The 15,964-nt window shown below is 63.7% G+C and carries 15 protein-coding genes; 10 read left to right on the top strand and 5 right to left on the bottom strand.

From position 1 onward, the window contains the following. The first annotated feature begins 15 nt into the window (after window positions 1-15). A complete protein-coding gene (locus ACLV74_RS17325; RefSeq protein WP_411880647.1) occupies window positions 16-618 on the top strand; it encodes a septal ring lytic transglycosylase RlpA family protein in 603 nt (200 codons plus the stop codon). Here the strand turns inward: ACLV74_RS17325 and ACLV74_RS17320 are convergent. After that, window positions 615-2,012 (bottom strand): methyltransferase regulatory domain-containing protein, encoded by a 1,398-nt coding sequence (locus ACLV74_RS17320; RefSeq protein WP_411880646.1) that lies wholly within the window; start codon window positions 2,010-2,012, stop codon window positions 615-617. The genes ACLV74_RS17325 and ACLV74_RS17320 overlap by 4 nt on opposite strands. Window positions 2,013-2,056: 44 nt before the next feature. After that, window positions 2,057-2,503 (bottom strand): hypothetical protein, encoded by a 447-nt coding sequence (locus ACLV74_RS17315; protein WP_411880645.1) that lies wholly within the window; start codon window positions 2,501-2,503, stop codon window positions 2,057-2,059. 166 nt (window positions 2,504-2,669) lie between these two features. Here ACLV74_RS17315 and ACLV74_RS17310 point away from each other — a divergent pair, with 166 nt between their 5' ends. From ACLV74_RS17310 to ACLV74_RS17300, 3 genes are read left to right on the top strand one after another with little or no spacing between them, the layout of a single operon-like run. Continuing rightward, complete coding sequence (locus ACLV74_RS17310) at window positions 2,670-3,320, top strand: GbsR/MarR family transcriptional regulator (protein ID WP_411880644.1); 651 nt, start codon at window positions 2,670-2,672, stop codon at window positions 3,318-3,320. Window positions 3,321-3,322: 2 nt separating this feature from the next. Further along, window positions 3,323-4,738 (top strand): cytochrome ubiquinol oxidase subunit I, encoded by a 1,416-nt coding sequence (locus ACLV74_RS17305; protein WP_411880643.1) that lies wholly within the window; start codon window positions 3,323-3,325, stop codon window positions 4,736-4,738. Continuing rightward, window positions 4,731-5,762, top strand: coding sequence for a cytochrome d ubiquinol oxidase subunit II (locus tag ACLV74_RS17300; RefSeq protein WP_411880642.1), 1,032 nt, complete (start codon window positions 4,731-4,733; stop codon window positions 5,760-5,762). The genes ACLV74_RS17305 and ACLV74_RS17300 overlap by 8 nt, the downstream gene beginning before the upstream one ends. A 223-nt stretch (window positions 5,763-5,985) precedes the next feature. Here ACLV74_RS17300 and ACLV74_RS17295 read toward each other — a convergent pair whose 3' ends face one another. The 3 genes from ACLV74_RS17295 to ACLV74_RS17285 all read right to left on the bottom strand — a co-directional run bounded on the left by ACLV74_RS17295 (window position 5,986) and on the right by ACLV74_RS17285 (window position 11,212). Beyond that, window positions 5,986-8,058: a protein kinase domain-containing protein gene (locus ACLV74_RS17295; protein ID WP_411880641.1), complete on the bottom strand. Its 2,073-nt coding sequence runs from the start codon at window positions 8,056-8,058 to the stop codon at window positions 5,986-5,988. Window positions 8,059-8,060: 2 nt separating this feature from the next. Then, a complete protein-coding gene (locus tag ACLV74_RS17290) occupies window positions 8,061-10,046 on the bottom strand; it encodes a PAS domain S-box protein (RefSeq protein ID WP_411880640.1) in 1,986 nt (661 codons plus the stop codon). Between the two features lie 179 nt (window positions 10,047-10,225). Beyond that, window positions 10,226-11,212: a 23S rRNA (adenine(2030)-N(6))-methyltransferase RlmJ gene (locus ACLV74_RS17285; protein ID WP_411880639.1), complete on the bottom strand. Its 987-nt coding sequence runs from the start codon at window positions 11,210-11,212 to the stop codon at window positions 10,226-10,228. Between the two features lie 227 nt (window positions 11,213-11,439). Here ACLV74_RS17285 and rplM point away from each other — a divergent pair, with 227 nt between their 5' ends. From rplM to mdtD, 6 genes are all read left to right on the top strand, one after another. Further along, window positions 11,440-11,868: a 50S ribosomal protein L13 gene (gene rplM / locus ACLV74_RS17280; protein WP_007867557.1), complete on the top strand. Its 429-nt coding sequence runs from the start codon at window positions 11,440-11,442 to the stop codon at window positions 11,866-11,868. 10 nt (window positions 11,869-11,878) lie between these two features. Beyond that, a complete protein-coding gene (gene rpsI, locus ACLV74_RS17275; RefSeq protein WP_007867568.1) occupies window positions 11,879-12,271 on the top strand; it encodes a 30S ribosomal protein S9 in 393 nt (130 codons plus the stop codon). Between the two features lie 276 nt (window positions 12,272-12,547). Beyond that, window positions 12,548-13,255 carry a DUF6776 family protein gene (locus ACLV74_RS17270; protein WP_411880638.1) on the top strand — a complete coding sequence of 236 codons (708 nt, stop codon included), beginning with the start codon at window positions 12,548-12,550 and terminating at the stop codon, window positions 13,253-13,255. A gap of 54 nt (window positions 13,256-13,309) precedes the next feature. Then, window positions 13,310-13,711: a bactofilin family protein gene (locus ACLV74_RS17265; RefSeq protein WP_411880637.1), complete on the top strand. Its 402-nt coding sequence runs from the start codon at window positions 13,310-13,312 to the stop codon at window positions 13,709-13,711. A 168-nt stretch (window positions 13,712-13,879) separates the two neighbouring features. Beyond that, window positions 13,880-14,245, top strand: a complete 366-nt coding sequence (gene erpA / locus ACLV74_RS17260) for an iron-sulfur cluster insertion protein ErpA (protein WP_122955163.1) — start codon at window positions 13,880-13,882, stop codon at window positions 14,243-14,245. Between the two features lie 90 nt (window positions 14,246-14,335). Next, window positions 14,336-15,757, top strand: a complete 1,422-nt coding sequence (gene mdtD, locus ACLV74_RS17255; protein WP_411880636.1) for a multidrug transporter subunit MdtD — start codon at window positions 14,336-14,338, stop codon at window positions 15,755-15,757. Window positions 15,758-15,964 lie beyond the last annotated feature (207 nt).

Below are 15,964 nucleotides of genomic sequence, written 5' to 3'. Positions count from 1 at the left end.
CCCATGCCGCGGGGTGTGATCCAGCTTGTCCGGCTTGCCGGTGCGGCGGCCCTGGTCGCCCTGCTGGCGGCGTGCACGACGCCGCCTCCTGCGCCGCCATCCCCGGGCCCTCGCGCGGCCGCGCCCCGGCCCACCGTGGTGCCGCCGCATGATGCGCCCGGCCAGGCCGTCGATGAAGTGCCGGCGCCGGTATCCCTTGCTGAACGGCCGCGCCCCGAGTTGCTGGGCGGCGAAGTCCCGCGCGAGTTCCAGCGAGGAACGGCCTCGTGGTACGGCCCGCGCTTCAACGGCAGGCGCACCGCCAGCGGCGAGCGTTTTGACATGCGCGAGTTCACCGCCGCCCACCGCACGTTGCCCTTCGGCACCCTGGTGCGCGTGCACAGCCTGGTCAACGGCCGCGACGTGGACGTGCGCATCACCGACCGCGGCCCCTACGCCGGCAACCGCATCATCGACCTGAGCCGCGCGGCCGCCGAAGAGCTGGGCATGCTGGGACTGGGCTTCAAGGAGGTGGTGCTGATGGTGCCGGAGTCCACGCCCGAGGTGGACGTGGCGCCGCCGCCGCCCAGGAAGCGCCCGCAGCCCGTGAGGCGCGCGGCCCCGCCGCGGTTGCGCTAGACCAGCAATCCGAAGCGCCGCAGGCGCTCCAGCAAATAGCCGTCGTGCGCTACGTCCGCGGCGCCGCCTCTTTGCAGGTGCAGCAACAATTCGTGCTCGGCGGCGTCGAGCTTCACCGGCTGATGCCAGACATTGCAGGCGAAGTCCGGTAGCAGCGCTGCGGCAGGGTAAGGACGCACCTGGCCGGCCGCCACACTGGTCGCCGATGCACAGGCCACCGGCCTGCGCACGTAGCGCACACGGCCGGTGATGATCAGCTCCTCCACGCAGGCCGTCACGGCCGGCGGCGCCGCGGCGGCGCAGAGTTCGGCGAAGGAGAGGGTTGCCGGAAAGGCGGCGTCCAGCGCGGCGTGCACGGCTGCCGCTGCCGGGGATGCCGCCTCACCGCGCTCGCCCGCCCGCATCTGCGGGTCTTCGCTCCAGGCGTAGTGCAGCTTTTCCATGTGCCGTGTGTCGAGCCGGTACTGCACGGTCGGTTTCTCGCCGGCATGGATCAACAGGCTCTGCCGAAAGCTGCGGCTGGTGAGGAAGTCGAGGTACTGCTCCATCCGCACCTGGTCGCTGCCGGCTTCTTTCAGCAAAGGCTCGGCCGCCTGCGCGCCGTGGTTGCTGACGAACATGGTCTGGGGTTCGGCGTCACCCAGGTAGTCCAGCCCCTGCGCGCGGGCCGAGGCGACGAAGTCGCGGAAGTACAGGGGCTGGTTGCAGTGCTCCAGGAACTCATGCATCAGGTAGGTCGGACCGGCCGCCTGGATGGTGGGCATCACTTCATCGAGTGCCTTGCGCAGCAGGCTGCCTTCGGGCGAGGCCTGCACCAGGAAGTCCAGCATGCCGCGCGCATAAGCCAGCCTGTCCGCGGGCGCGGTGCGCGCTTCGGCGCGAAACAGCATGGCATCCCGGACAATCTCGCGCGCCTTCCAGCCCGGGTAGGTATTGAAGCTGACATACGCGATGCCGCCCGGTGTCAGATGCGCGCTGCAAATGCGCATGATCGCCTGCCGAACCGAGTCCGGCACCCAGCTGAAAACGCCGTGGCAAAGGATGTAGTCAAAGCTGCCCAGCGACGCGTCCACATCTTCCAGGTTCATCTGGCGCAGCTCGAGGTTGGTGATGCCCAGTTGCCGCACGCGCTCCAGGCCCTGCTCAATTTGCACCGCCGACAAGTCGAGCCCGACCACCTGAGCTTGCGGGTGGCGCAGCGCAAAGGGAATGACGTTGCCGCCGGCCGCGCAACCCAGTTCCAGTACGCGCGCCCTGGCCGGCGGTGTGGGCGCCAGGCCAAACAAGGTGGCCACCGCTTCCAGGTGCTCGGGCGCCGATTGCGGGAACGGGTGCGATGCGTAAGGCACCTCGTCGTAGCTTTGCTGGAGCAGGGCGGTGAGGTGTTGGGACATGGGCCTACTTTAGGGGCGGGCCTCCTTGGGCGGCACGCGTCAAGTCAGTTTTTTTGAGAGCGCAATACATCGATCGATGTCCACTGCAAAGTCTCTGGATCTTGCATTTCCCAAAAATTCCATCCGTTTGTATTGGCTGAATTTCCGTGTGTGCCGACGGATTGTTTGGCGGCGATCCCTGCTGATGAAGGGTTATCGTACGTGCGGCCATTGAATTCGATGCCCCCAGACGTGACCGTGGCCTCGAAAGAGTGACTCAAATACTTTGACCGCAGTTTGATTCCCACGGGGAATTTCTCGCCTCGTGCAGACCGCCAGACTTTTAAGCTCTCCGGTATCGCGATGACTCGGGTATTCGATCCATGGGGGACCGACTCCCAATGTTTGATGAGCCTTTCGATAACAGAGCTGGCGTCATCAACCAGAGGCTCTGCGAGCCCTTTTAGTCGTTCAAAAACTTCGCGTTTCAGCGGAACTTTGATGATGTCCATTTGGACTCCTTATTTACTTTAAAGTAACTATACAGTAACTTTAAGTAGAAACAAAGCATTCCACATCTAATGAATGGGTAATAAAGCGCGGTTGGCGCAAACTGTTTCAATTTATTAGAATTTCAGTAATTCCTGAAAATTCAATAAACCAAAAAGGCCCAGCGCCATGAATCTCGCCCCCTTGACCCAGCGTTTTGTCCTGCATTTCGGTGAAATGGGCAGCCGTTGGGGCATCAACCGCACCGTGGGGCAGATTTATGCCCTTTTGTACGTCTCGCCGCGGGCCCTGAATGCCGACGACATCGGCGAGGCGTTGGCGTTTTCACGCTCCAACGTCAGCATGGGCCTGAAGGAGTTGCAGTCGTGGAACCTGGTGCGCTTGCAGCACCTGCCCAATGACAGGCGCGAGTATTTCCAGGCGCCTGAAGACGTCTGGGCCATCTTCCGCACGCTGGCCGAGGAGCGCCGCAAGCGCGAGATCGACCCGACGCTGTCCATGCTGCGCGATGCGCTGATGGAGCAGCCCGCGCATGCGGACGACATCCACGCCCAGCAGCGCATGAAGCAGATGCACGATCTGATCGAGCTCATGACGGGCTGGCTGGCCGACGTGCAGAAAATGGATTCGGCCACGCTGGTCAGCCTCATGAAGATGGGCGCCAAGGTGCAGAAGCTGCTGGAGATGAAGGACAAGGTCGCCAGCACCATGAAGGCCGGTTTGACAGGCCGCGCCGCATCCCCCACAGTGGCTGCGGAATCCCCGCGCGCCGCACCCGCAGCACTGCCTGCCGATCTTCCCGATGACACCAGGAGTTGACGATGGACGGACTTGACGCATTCCTGTTGGCCCGCATCCAGTTCGCGGCCAATATCACCTTTCACATCCTGTTCCCGACCATCAGCATCTCGCTGGGCTGGGTGCTGCTGTACTTCAAGCTGCGCTTCGTCAAAAGCCAGGACCAGTACTGGATGGACGCCTACCAGTTCTGGGTGAAGATCTTCGCGCTGACCTTCGCGCTGGGCGTGGTCAGCGGCATCACCATGAGCTTCCAGTTCGGCACCAACTGGCCGGGTTACATGCAGAAGGTCGGCAACATCGCCGGGCCGCTGCTGGCCTATGAGGTGCTGACGGCCTTCTTCCTGGAGGCCACCATGCTGGGCGTGATGCTGTTCGCGCGCGAACGCGTCAGCGAAACCATGCACACCGTGGCCACCCTGCTGGTGGCGGGCGGCACCACGCTGTCGGCCTTCTGGATCCTGGCGCTCAACTCCTGGATGCAGACGCCGGCGGGTTTTGAAATGATCAACGGCCAGGCGCATGTGACGAGCTGGTTCGAGGTCATCTTTAACCCCTCGTTCCCGTACCGGCTCACGCACATGCTGCTGGCCTCGGGGCTGACGGTGGCCTTCCTGGTGGCGGGCGTGTCGGCCTACCGCTGGCTGCGCAAGGACCGCGGCGCCGAAGTGATGGCCGGCCTGAAGACCGGCATCTACATGGCCGCAATGCTGATCCCGCTGCAAATCGTCGCGGGCGATTTGCACGGCCTCAACACGCTGGAGCACCAGCCGGCCAAGCTGGCCGCGATGGAAGGCATCTGGAAAACTGAAAAAGGCGTGCCCGCCGTGCTGTTCGCGCTGCCCGACGAAAAGGCAAAAGAAAACCGCTACGAGATCGCGATTCCCAAGCTGGCTTCGCTTTACCTCACGCATTCGATGGACGGTGAGGTCAAGGGCCTGGACCAGTTCGAGGGCAAGCACCCGCCGGTGGCGCCGGTGTTCTGGGCCTTCCGCATCATGGTGGGCGTGGGCATGCTGATGCTGGCCGTGAGCTGGGCCAGCGTGCTGCAGCTCGCGCCGTGGAAGAGAGACCCGGCGCGCACCTTGACGGTCTGGCATGCACGCGTGCTGGTGGCCATGACTTTCGCGGGCTGGATCGCATTGATCGCCGGCTGGTACGTGACCGAGATAGGCCGGCAACCCTGGCTGGTGACCGGCGTGCTGACGGCGGCCGATGCGGCCTCCAAAGTGCCTGCGCCGCGCATCGCGCTGACGCTGACCCTGTACCTGGCGCTCTATGCGGTGCTGCTGGCGTCGTATGTGTCGGTGGTGTTCTACCTGGCGCGCCACAAGAAGCATGCGGACAAGCCCTTCGGCGACGACGGCACCGCGGGCGAGACCGAGAAGGAACTCAACGTCGTGAACTACCCCGAAAAGGAAGGAGCACCCAATGCTTGATCTTGCCCCCGACCTCACGCAAGCCGCCGGCTGGATGCCCATCGTTTTCCTGGTGGTGATGGGCCTGGCGATGCTGGCCTATGTGATCCTGGACGGCTACGACCTGGGCGTGGGCGTGCTGATGCGCCGCGCCAGTGACGACGACAAGGACACCATGATCGCCAGCATTGGCCCCTTCTGGGACGCCAACGAAACCTGGCTGGTGCTGGGCGTGGGCATCCTGCTCACGGTGTTCCCGCTGGCGCACGGCGTCATCCTGGGCGCGCTGTATTTGCCGGTGGCCTTCATGCTGATAGGCCTGACGCTGCGCGGCGTGGCCTTCGACTTCCGGGTGAAGGCGCGCGCCAGCCACAAGCCGCTGTGGAACCGCATGTTCTACACCGGCTCGCTGCTGGCAAGCTGGTCGCAGGGTTACATGCTGGGCTCGCTGATCACCGGCTTCGCCAGCACCTGGTGGACCATCGTGTTCAACGCGGTGATCGGCCTGGCACTGGTGGCGGCCTACTGCCTGCTGGGCGCGGGCTGGCTCATCATCAAGTCCGAAGGCGCGCTGCAGTTGCGCGCGGTGCGCTGGGCGCGCGCCAGCCTGTGGTTCACCATGGCCGGCGTGGCGGCGATCTCGATCGCGACGCCGCTGGTGAGCCACAGCATTTTCACCAAGTGGTTCTCCTTCCCCAACATCGTGCTGCTGCTGCCGATTCCAGCCGCCACACTGGTGCTGTTCGCCGTGATCTTCCGCAGCCTGCAGCGCCTGCCGGTGCGGCTGGCGCAAGGCAATGAATACGGCGCCTGGGTGCCTTTCGGCGCCACGGTGGGCGTGTTTTTGCTGGCCTTTTACGGCCTGGCTTACAGCCTGTTCCCGTGGCTGGTGATAGACAGCCTGGACATCTGGAAAGCCGCCGCGGCCCCCGAGGCCATGGGCGTGATCCTGGCGGGGGCGGCGGTGGTGCTGCCGATGATCATTGGGTACACGATATTCGCTTACCGGGTCTTCTGGGGCAAGAGCACTGCGCTTAAATATTAGCCCCACGGTCGCTCACTGCGTGTAGCTCCCTGCCCCCGAGGGGCCGCCCGCCTGTGGCCCGGCAAAGCCGGTTCCACGGCTCATGCTGGGTTGAAGACTCAGGGCGTATGCAGTGGGGGTATGTCACCAGTGGGGGCCGCGGGTCCGGCTTCGCCGGCCCCAGGCGCCGCCCCCTTGAGGGGGGAACAGGCTACACGCAGTGAGCCTGGACGGGGGTGCTTTGCTACAAACTGATTTCGGGTGCGGGAGCTACGCCTTCCAGCTCCAGCAAAAAGGCCTCGGCCGATTCATAGCGCTGCTCGGTCTTCTTGGCCATCAGCTTGTTGACGACGCCTTGCAGGTCGCTGTGCGCGGCCGGCAGCGCGGGCGTTTCGGCGTTCAGGTGCTTGGCCAGCAGCAGCTCCAGCGATTCGGCGATGTAGGGCCTGCGGTGGGCCAGCATCTCGAACAGCATCACGCCCAGGCTGTAGAGATCGGACTGGGCGGTCACCTTGCGGCCCGTGGCCTGCTCGGGGCTCATGTAATAGGGCGTGCCGACCACGTCGCCGTGGTGCGTTTGCGTCAGGCCCATGCTTTGCGCCTGCAGCATGGATTTGGCGATGCCGAAGTCGGCCAGCGCCACGCTGCCGTCGGCGCGCAGCATGACGTTTTCGGGCTTGATGTCGCGGTGCACGATGCCGTGCGCGTGGATGGCCGACAGGGCCTGCGCGATCTCGCGCGCCACCGTCAGCGCCTGCGGCCGCGCCAGGCTGGGGCCGAACAGGCTGCGCAGGTCGCCGCGCTCGAAGTATTCCATCGCGATGTAGGCGTGCTCGTCGGTGAAGCCCTGGTCGTAAATTTTGATCACGTGCGGATGGTCGATCTTGCAGAGCAGCGCGTATTCCTGGATAAAGCGCACCAGGTGGTCCGAGGCCTCCTTGCCGCGCGAGTCCAGCACCTTGAGCACGATAGGCAGGCCGTCGGATTCGCGCTCGCTGAGGTAAACCTCGGTCATGCCGCCCGCGCCTATCTTGCGCGTGATGCGGTAGCCCTTGAGCCGCACCGGCTCGGTGCTGGCGTCGAAGCGCAGGTCCTTGAGGGCCGAGAGCTTGGAGTCCAGCGCACCCTTGACGGCGCGCGCGGTGATGTCGGAATTGGCGCGCACCGCGTCGCTGATTTCGTGCGCGCGCTCGGTCAGGCTGGCCATGCCGTGGATCTTGTCTTCCATGGTGGTGACCAGGCCGGTGACTTCCGCCACGTCGATGGCGAGGTTCTTGCCCGGCACCACCAGCGAGGTGTGGATGCCGGTCTGTATGCCGGTGCCGGCCTGGCCCAGCGTATGTTCGCTGGCCATCACGGTCCAGCCCATTTCCTCGGAGGCGCTTTCCAGCCGCGCGGCCAGGGTCACGGTTTCGCCGACCGGCGTGAGTTCCTTGTTCTGCTGCGTGCCGAGCTGGCACAGCGTGACGGCGCCGCTGTGGATGCCCACGCCCATGGCGAAAGGGGGCAGGGCGCGTTCGCCGAAGCGCTCGTCGAGCCAGTCGCGGAATTCATGCGTGGCCAGCGCCATGGCCAGGGCCGCGGACACCGCGCGGCGCGAGGCCGGCAGCGGCGAGCCGGTGATCGTGTCGGAAAACACCGCCATCAGGCCGTCGCCGATGAACTTGATGTGGCGGCCGCTGTTCTTCAGCACAGGCTCGGAGGCGCGCTCGAAATACTCCGTGAGCAGCTGCGAGACCTCGGCCGCGCTGAGCTTTTCGGCGATGGAGGTGAAGTTGCGGATGCTGGCAACCAGCACGGTGGCGCCGGAGAGCTCCTCGGTTTGCGCCGTGGCGGGGATGTCCACCGGCACCGCGTCGGGCCGGCCGCCGCTGATGCGGTCTGAGAAGGCCGCGCGCAGGCGCGCCTCGCCGGCGGCCACTTCGGAGTCGATGGCTTCGCGCACCCGCGCTTTTTTCTTGAGCTGGGCGTTGACGGCGTCCAGCAGTTCGGCGCGGCTGAAGGGCTTGGACAGGTAGTCGTCGGCGCCGGAAGTCATGCCGCGGCGCATGCTCTCGCGGTCGTCCAGCGCGGTGAGCAGCATGAAGGGCGTGTTGGCGAGCACGCGGTCGGCGCGCAGGGCGGCCAGCAGCTCGAAGCCGTTCATGCCGGGCATGCCGACGTCGGAGATGATCAGGTCGGGGCGGCCGGCGCGGGCCCGCTCCAGGCCCTGCAGGCCGTCGGGCGCGGCGGCGGTCTCAAAGCCTTCGAGCTTGAGCAGGCGCACGATGTTGCTGCGGATGGCGTCGTCGTCTTCAACGATCAGAATAAGGGGCATGTCTATCCTTGGGAAATGGGCAGGCTGACCGTGAAGCGGGTGCCTGCGCCCGGCGTGCTCGCCACCTCGATTTTGCCGTGGTGCAGGTCGACGGCGTGTTTCACGATGGCCAGGCCCAGGCCGGAGCCCTGCCGGTTGCCCACGTTGGAGCCGCGGTGAAAGCTCTCGAAGAGGCGCGGCAGGTCGGCCGGCGGTATGCCTATGCCTTCGTCGCTGACCTTCAGTACCAGTTCGTCCTTGCCGCCGTCCAGCGTCAGCACCACCACGCTGCCCGCGGCCGAATATTTGCAGGCGTTGGCCAGCAGGTTGCTGGCGATGTGGCGTATCAACCGCTCGTCGAGCATGACCAACTGCGAAAATGCATCATGGCCGACAGGCGCCTCGAACTCGATGACGTGCTGCCCCGCGTCGCTGGTGTGCATTTCGGTGACAAGCTTGCGGCACAGCGCCGCGATGTCCAGCGGACGCACGTTGAGCCTGAGCTTGCCGGCATCGGCCTGGCCGACGGTCAGCATGTCTTCGAGCATGCCCTGCATGCGTTTGACCGCGACCACCAGGTCGGCCATGATGTCCTGGCGCTCGCGGTGCGTGATTTTCTCGCCGTAGTGCTCGATCAGCTCGGCCGAGGAAAGAATCGTCGCCAGCGGCGTGCGGAATTCGTGCGAGGCCATGGAGACGAAGCGCGTCTTGAGCTCGCCCAGCTCGCGCTCGCGCACCAGCGCGCGCCGGGTCTCCTCGTCGGCCTCCTTGCGGCGCGTGATGTCCACATAAGTCCAGACCGAGCCGTCTTCGGGCCGGTTGCGGTCCAGCGCCGAGCCGTCCAGCTGCACCCAGATCAGTTCGCCGTTCTTGCGGCGCATGCGCGCCTCGGCCGAGAACAGGCCGGTCTGCGTGATCTGCGCATAGGCCAGCGCGCCCAGGCGCTCGAACTCCTCGTCGCTGGGGTAGTGCACCCGCGTTTCCTGGCCCAGCAACTCGGCGGGGCTGTAGCCCAGCATGGCGGCCAGCGTGCGGTTGAGCCACTGGTGGCGCCGCGCCTTCAGGAAGGTCACGCCGACGGCGGTGGTCTCCAGGATGGCCTCGCGCTGCGCCAGCGCGCTCTTGAGTTCCTCGTCGAGCCGGCGGCGCTCGCTGATGTCGGACATCAGCACCAGCAGGGCCGGCTCGCCGTCCCACTCGATGCGCGTGCCGTAGATGCTGGCCCATCCGGTGCGCAGCCCGGGCTCCATCGCCTCGCGCGGCGGCGTGATGAAGCGCGCTTCGTAGGCGTTGACCATGGTGCCGGCCTGCATCAGCTCGCGCCGCTGCTGCACCAGGGGCCGGTCCTCGGGGTGGATCAGGTGCAGCGAAGGCAGGCCGGTGATGGCGCGGCCGAACAGGGCCTGCGCGCTGGTGTTGGCAAAACGGATGACGCCTTTTTGCACCACCAGAATGGCGTCGTTGACGTTTTCCACCACGGCGCGGTAGCGCTCGGCGGCCGAACGGGTCAGCGCTTCGAGCTTCTTGCGCTCGGTCATGTCCTTGAGGAAAAAAAGGTCCGCCGGCGCACCTTCCCAGTCCACCAGCACGCCGTTGATTTCCACCCAGGAAATCGTCCCGTCGTCGCGCTGGAACCGCACCTCAAAGGCCGGGACGACGTTGCCGGCGGCGCGCAGCTTGTGCTTGCCGGAAACAAAGTCGCGGTCCTCCGGATGGATGTATTCGATCATGGGCCGGTCGGCCATCGTGCCGGCCTGTGTGCCCAGCAGCGCAAGGCAGGGCTTGTTGGCAAAGCGGAGGAAGCCGCCTTGGCCGACGCAGATGTTCTCTGTTGCCAGGTCGACCATGGTCTGGTAGCGAGCCAGCGAGGCGCCCAGCTCGCGCGTGCGCAGGGCCACCCGCCGCGCGATCTCCGCCTCCATCGCCTCGTCACCGGCCATGCCGCCCGTCAGCGGCTCGCCGCCGGGAGCCGGCAGGTTTGGGGTGGTCGGATGTGCCTGAGCGGGCATGGGGATCGTGAAACGCCGATGGAGGGTGGAAAGCCGGGAGGCGCGAGAAGAAGGGCAAGAGTTACGGGGCAACCTTGCCACAACTCACCGCGGCGGTAAAGACAGGAAAACATGGTCGCACCCGTGTGCAAACCAGCTAGGGGGCTACGCAGGGGCGGCGCTTGCTCCCGTGAACTGCCTCAGCCGCCGTGCTCGAGCGTGAAGCCCGCGTTGCGGTCCTGTCCCAGCAGCGCAACCATTTGCGGCAGGGCTGCCTGCAGCTCCGCTTTGAGCGTATGCGGCGGGTTGATGACGAACATGCCGCTGGCCGGAAGCCCTGGGCGAATCACTTCACCGGTGGTATCTGTCGTTAATTTGCTTGATTTCACCGTTAACGCGGCATTCAGCCAGCTGCGGCCGGCCTTGACGGCCAGGGTTTTGAGTTTTCGCGGCAAATCGTGGGCTTCGGGCCGTGGAATGATGGGATACCAGACCACATAGGTGCCGGTCGCGAAACGCTTGACGGCGTCGGCCATGCAGGTCGCGACGCGGCCGTAGTCGCTCTTCATTTCGTAGCTGGGATCGCACAGCACCATGGCCCGGCGCGCCGGCGGCGGCAAAAAGGTTTTCAGGGCTTCAAAGCCGTCTTCGCGGGAAACCGCCACCTGGCGGCCGACGCCGAGCTGCTCGATGTTGCCGGAAAGCGACTTGAAATCGGTGGGGTGCAGCTCAAACAACTTGAGTTTGTCGCGACCGCTCAGGAATTGCTGCTCGATGAAGGGCGAACCGGGGTAGATCTTGAGGTGGGCGATGTCGCCGGTCTCGGCGAACTGGGGGTTCAGGCCGCGCAGCAAATCAATATAGTCTTGCAGCGCCGGCGCCCAGCCCGGGGCGGCGGCGGGTTTGGCGCCACCGGCTGCTGCGGTTTTGGTAGCGGCCGGGGCTTTTTTGACGGGGGCTGCGGCCGCTTTGGGTTCGGACAGCAGGCGAAAAATACCTTCCTGTGCTTCGCCGCTGGTTTCGGTGTAATCGCCGTCCAGGCGATAGAGGCCGGCGCCCGCGTGCGTGTCGATCACGGTCAGCGCCGTGTCTTTCTGGGTCAGGTACTTCATCAACGCGATCAGCGTGGTGTGCTTGAGCACGTCGGCGTGGTTGCCTGCGTGGAAGGCGTGGCGATAGGAAAACATGGGCCTATCCTACCTTCTTGCCGGGAGGAAATGCCTTTAACCGGGCTGAATTGACGCAAGTCCTTGATTTTTCATATAATCATTGGCTCTGCAGCGCCTAGTGGTTCCGCGGCGGAGCTTGGTAAATGGAGAAATCCGATACCGGATTGACTGCCTAAGAGGTTCTCATCAGAAGAACACCGACCGCAGAAAAGAACCCGACAAACCATTTTTTCGAAAGAAAACTCATGAAAACGTTCAGCGCAAAACCCGCTGACGTGACGCACGAGTGGTTTGTGATTGACGCGACCGACAAGGTCCTCGGACGAGTAGCCAGCGAAGTTGCTCTCCGTTTGCGCGGCAAACACAAGGCCATTTATACGCCTCACGTCGATACCGGTGACTTCATCGTCATCATCAACGCAGCCCAGCTGCGCGTCACCGGCGCCAAGTCGACCGACAAGATCTACTATCGCCACTCCGGATATCCAGGCGGCATCACAGCCACCAATTTCCGCGACATGCAAGCCAAGCACCCCGGCCGCGCTTTGGAAAAAGCCGTCAAGGGCATGCTGCCCAAGGGCCCGCTCGGCTACGCCATGATCAAGAAACTCAAGGTGTACGGTGGTGCTGAGCACCCGCATACCGCCCAACAGCCTAAAGTGCTGGACATCTAAGGAGCCATTGATGATTGGTGAATGGAACAATGGCACCGGCCGTCGCAAATCCAGCGTCGCCCGTGTGTTTATCAAAAAAGGCACCGGCAAGATCACGATCAATGATCGTGACATCCAGGTGTTCTTCGGTCGTGAAACCTCGATCATGATCTGCCGCCAACCCCTGTTTCTGACGAACCACGTCGAGACGTTTGACATCATGGTCAACGTCCACGGCGGCGGCGAGTCCGGCCAGGCCGGCGCAGTGCGCCACGGTATCACCCGCGCGCTGATCGATTACGACGCAACGCTCAAGCCGGCCCTGAGCCAGGCCGGCTTTGTGACCCGCGATGCACGTGAAGTCGAACGTAAAAAAGTCGGTTTCCGTTCTGCTCGCCGCCGCAAGCAGTTCAGCAAGCGCTAATCCGCTTCGCTGCCGAAAAAGCCGCCTGGTTCGCGCCAGGCGGCTTTTTTCATGGGCGAATGCTTTTTCGCCTTTTTCACTTTTTTCGGCGCAAATCGGGACTGATCGTGTCTTTTCGGTTCCAGATGGGAGCCTTAGCCGGCGCGGGCACAGTAGGCAAACGCCCGGATGCAAACCCTTACTGTTGCTTTACCGGCTATGTCGGCTTATTGGGTCTTGCGCGCTCCCGTCTGCGTGCACAATGCACTCCCGAACCGAAAACCGCAGGACCTGTCCTTGAAATTCCGCCTGTTTCGCCGTCGCCTGACCATCAGTTCCCCGCGCATGTCGGTGCGCAGTTCACTGCCTTGGCCCCTGCGCTGGATTGCCGGCGCCCTGATGCTGGGCTTTTCCGGCGCCATCGCCCTGTGGGCGTTTGAGTTCGGCAAGGGCATCACCGGCACCGACACCGACACCAAGGAGGAGCTTGTCCTGTTGCGGCAGGAACTGGCCAGCCTGCGCGCCGACCGTGACAAGGCCCAGTCCATCGCCAACACCTCGGGCAGCCTGCTGACGGCCGAAAAGGCCGCCCAGGAGAAGATGATCAGCCAGATCAAGCAGCTGGAGACGGACAACCGCAGCCTGCGCGACGACCTCGGGTTTTTCGAAAAGCTGCTACCGGCCGGCACCACCGAAGTCGCCACCATACGCAGTCTGCAGGCTGAAAAGTTGTCGGATACCCAACTCAAATGGCAGGTGCTGGTCATCCAAGCCGAAAAAGCCGCCCCGAATTTCAACGGAAAACTGGACCTGACCGTCAACGGAACCCAGGCCGGCAAGCCCTGGAGCATGACTTTGCCCGGGGGGCCGCAAACTTTACAGTTCAAACAGTACCGGCGTGTGGAGGGTGTCCTCGACTTGCCACCCCAAGCCGTGGTACAAACTGTTACAGCTAAGGTCATTGAAGGAACAACGGTCAGATCTGCCCAGACCTTTAAGCTTTGAGTCTCCCAGCCATCCCGTCCCACCGCCACCCCGACCCAGCACAGGAATCCTTGTATGTTTGGAAAAAAGAAGCAGCCGCCCATCAAAAGCCTGATTGCCCAGGGCAGCTGTATTGAAGGCAACCTGAAGTTCACCGACGGCCTGCGCATCGACGGTGAGGTGATCGGCGACATCCGCGCCGCCGAGGGCACTTCCAGCATCCTGGTGATCAGTGAATCCGCCACGGTGACCGGTTATATCCACGCCGACCACGTCATCATCAACGGCCGTGTCATGGGTCCCGTCCACGCGTCCGAGCTGCTCGAATTGCAGCCCAAAGCAAGGATAGAGGGCGACGTTTCCTACAAGGCGCTTGAAATGCACCAGGGCGCCGTCATCTTTGGACAGTTGCGCCCCACTACGCACCCCGAGCTGGAAGAAAAGCCTACGCTCAAGCTGGCAGCCAACAATATCTGAGTGCACGCGCTGCGGTGAGCTAGTAAGCGCTCACAAATAGGCGGCAGGCCTAACACGCATGGGCGTTATGGTTGATTGAATTGCTGTACTATTTGCCCACAAGTGCCGTCAGAGCCTGAACGCTTCGAACCGCGAACCCCGCTTCGCCCTTAAGTATTGGAGTCCCCCATGAGTGCCGTTGCCGAAAATATCCAGACCGAAATGCCCGCGCCCTTTGTCTTCACCGACAGCGCCGCCTCCAAGGTGGCCGAACTGATCGCCGAAGAAGGCAACCCGGACCTGAAGCTGCGCGTGTTCGTGCAAGGCGGCGGCTGCTCCGGTTTCCAGTACGGTTTCACCTTCGATGAGATCACCAACGAAGACGACACCACCATGACCAAGAACGGCGTGTCCCTGCTGATCGACGCCATGAGCTACCAATACCTGGTCGGCGCCGAGATCGACTACAAGGACGATCTCGAAGGCGCCCAGTTCGTCATCAAGAATCCCAATGCCACCAGCACCTGCGGTTGCGGCTCCAGCTTCTCGGCCTGAGGAACGGCCCAACGCTCTCCGCTTTAAAAGCCGCCCTTGAGGCGGCTTTTTGCTGTCCGGCTCTCTCCTTCATCTCTTCATCTCTCATCCATGCAGGCAGAAGAAAAATCATTGCGCATGCTGCTGTGGCTGGTGGCCATCGGCTTTTTCATGCAGACGCTGGACGCCACGATCGTCAACACCACCTTGCCGGCGATGGCGCGCAGTTTTGGCGAAAGCCCGCTGCGCATGCAGTCGGTGGTGGTGGCGTATTCCCTCACCATGGCCATGCTGATCCCCGCCTCAGGCTGGGTTGCCGACCGCTTCGGCACGCGGCGTGTGTATGTGGCCGCGATCTCGCTGTTCGTTGTCGGCTCCATCGCCTGCGCGATGTCCGGCAACCTGATGCAGCTGGTGGCCGCGCGCGTGGTGCAGGGCATGGGCGGCGCGTTGCTGCTGCCGGTGGGCCGGCTGGCCGTGCTGCGCGCCTTCCCCCGCGAGCGTTTTTTGCAGGCCATGAGTTTCATCGCCATTCCGGGCCTGGTCGGTCCGCTGATAGGCCCCACCTTGGGCGGCTGGCTGGTCGAGGTCGCTACCTGGCATTGGGTCTTCCTCATCAATATTCCGGTGGGACTGCTGGGCGGCGTGGCCACGGTGTTTTACATGCAGGACAACCCCCGGCTGCAGGTGCCGCGCTTTGACCTGCCGGGTTATCTGTTCCTGGCCTTCGGCATGGTGGCCGTGTCGCTGGCGGTGGATGGGCTTTCGGGCCTGGGCCTGAAGCAGGCCAGCGTGCTGGTGCTGCTGGTCTTCGGCATGGCCAGCCTCACCGCCTACTGGCTGCACGCGGCCAAGCGGCCCGACCCGCTGTTTTCGCCCAAGCTGTTTTCGATTCCCACGCTCAGCATCGGGCTGCTCGGCAACCTGTTCTCGCGCCTGGGCAGTTCCTGCATGCCTTTCCTGGTGCCGCTGCTGCTGCAGGTGAGTCTGGACTATTCCCCGCTGCAGGCCGGGATGATGATGGTGCCGGTCGCCGTGGCCAGCATGCTGGTCAAGCGCGTCACCACGCCGTTGATTACGCGTTACGGTTACCGCAGGGTGCTGGTGACCAACACGGCGCTGGTAGGCCTGAGCATGGCCAGCTTTGCGTTTGTGGCGCCGTCCCAGCCGCTGTGGCTGCACATCCTGCAACTGGCATGTTTTGGCGCGGCCAACTCGATGCAGTTCACCGCAATGAACACCGTCACGTTGCGCGACCTCGACGGCAGCATGGCCAGCAGCGGCAACAGCCTGCTGTCCATGGTGCAGATGCTGGCCATGAGCATGGGCGTGGCCGCCGCGGGCGCGGTGCTGGCCGGCTTCACGGAGTTCTTCGGCGCCGGTGAAGCGGTGCACACGCTGCATTCCTTCCAGGCAACCTTTGCCGCGATGGGACTGATCACGCTCGCGTCGGCGGGGATCTTCTGGCAGTTGTCGCCGGAGGTGAGGGTGGTGAAGAAGGCTGAAGCTACTGAGGCTTCGGGGCAAGGGTAGTTTTCGCCGGGTCTTGCGCCGGCGGTGCGCCTCTCCCTCTTCTTAGTTCTGCTGGCCGGGGGTTGCCCGGCGGCAACTCACTTTTCTTTTGCTTCGCCCTCCATGTCAGGATAGTTGTCGCCTCGTCATTCGATGGAAAATTGGGGCGGCAATACAGGCAAAGAGATGAAACAGAAAAGATATTCGACAGAGCAAAAGCAGTGGGCG

The sequence above is a fragment of the Polaromonas sp. YR568 genome (genome assembly GCF_943369415.1).
Lineage (GTDB): Bacteria > Pseudomonadota > Gammaproteobacteria > Burkholderiales > Burkholderiaceae_C > Polaromonas.
The sequence above is the reverse complement of the archived record's forward strand: the minus strand, read 5'-3'. Positions and strand labels throughout refer to the sequence as shown.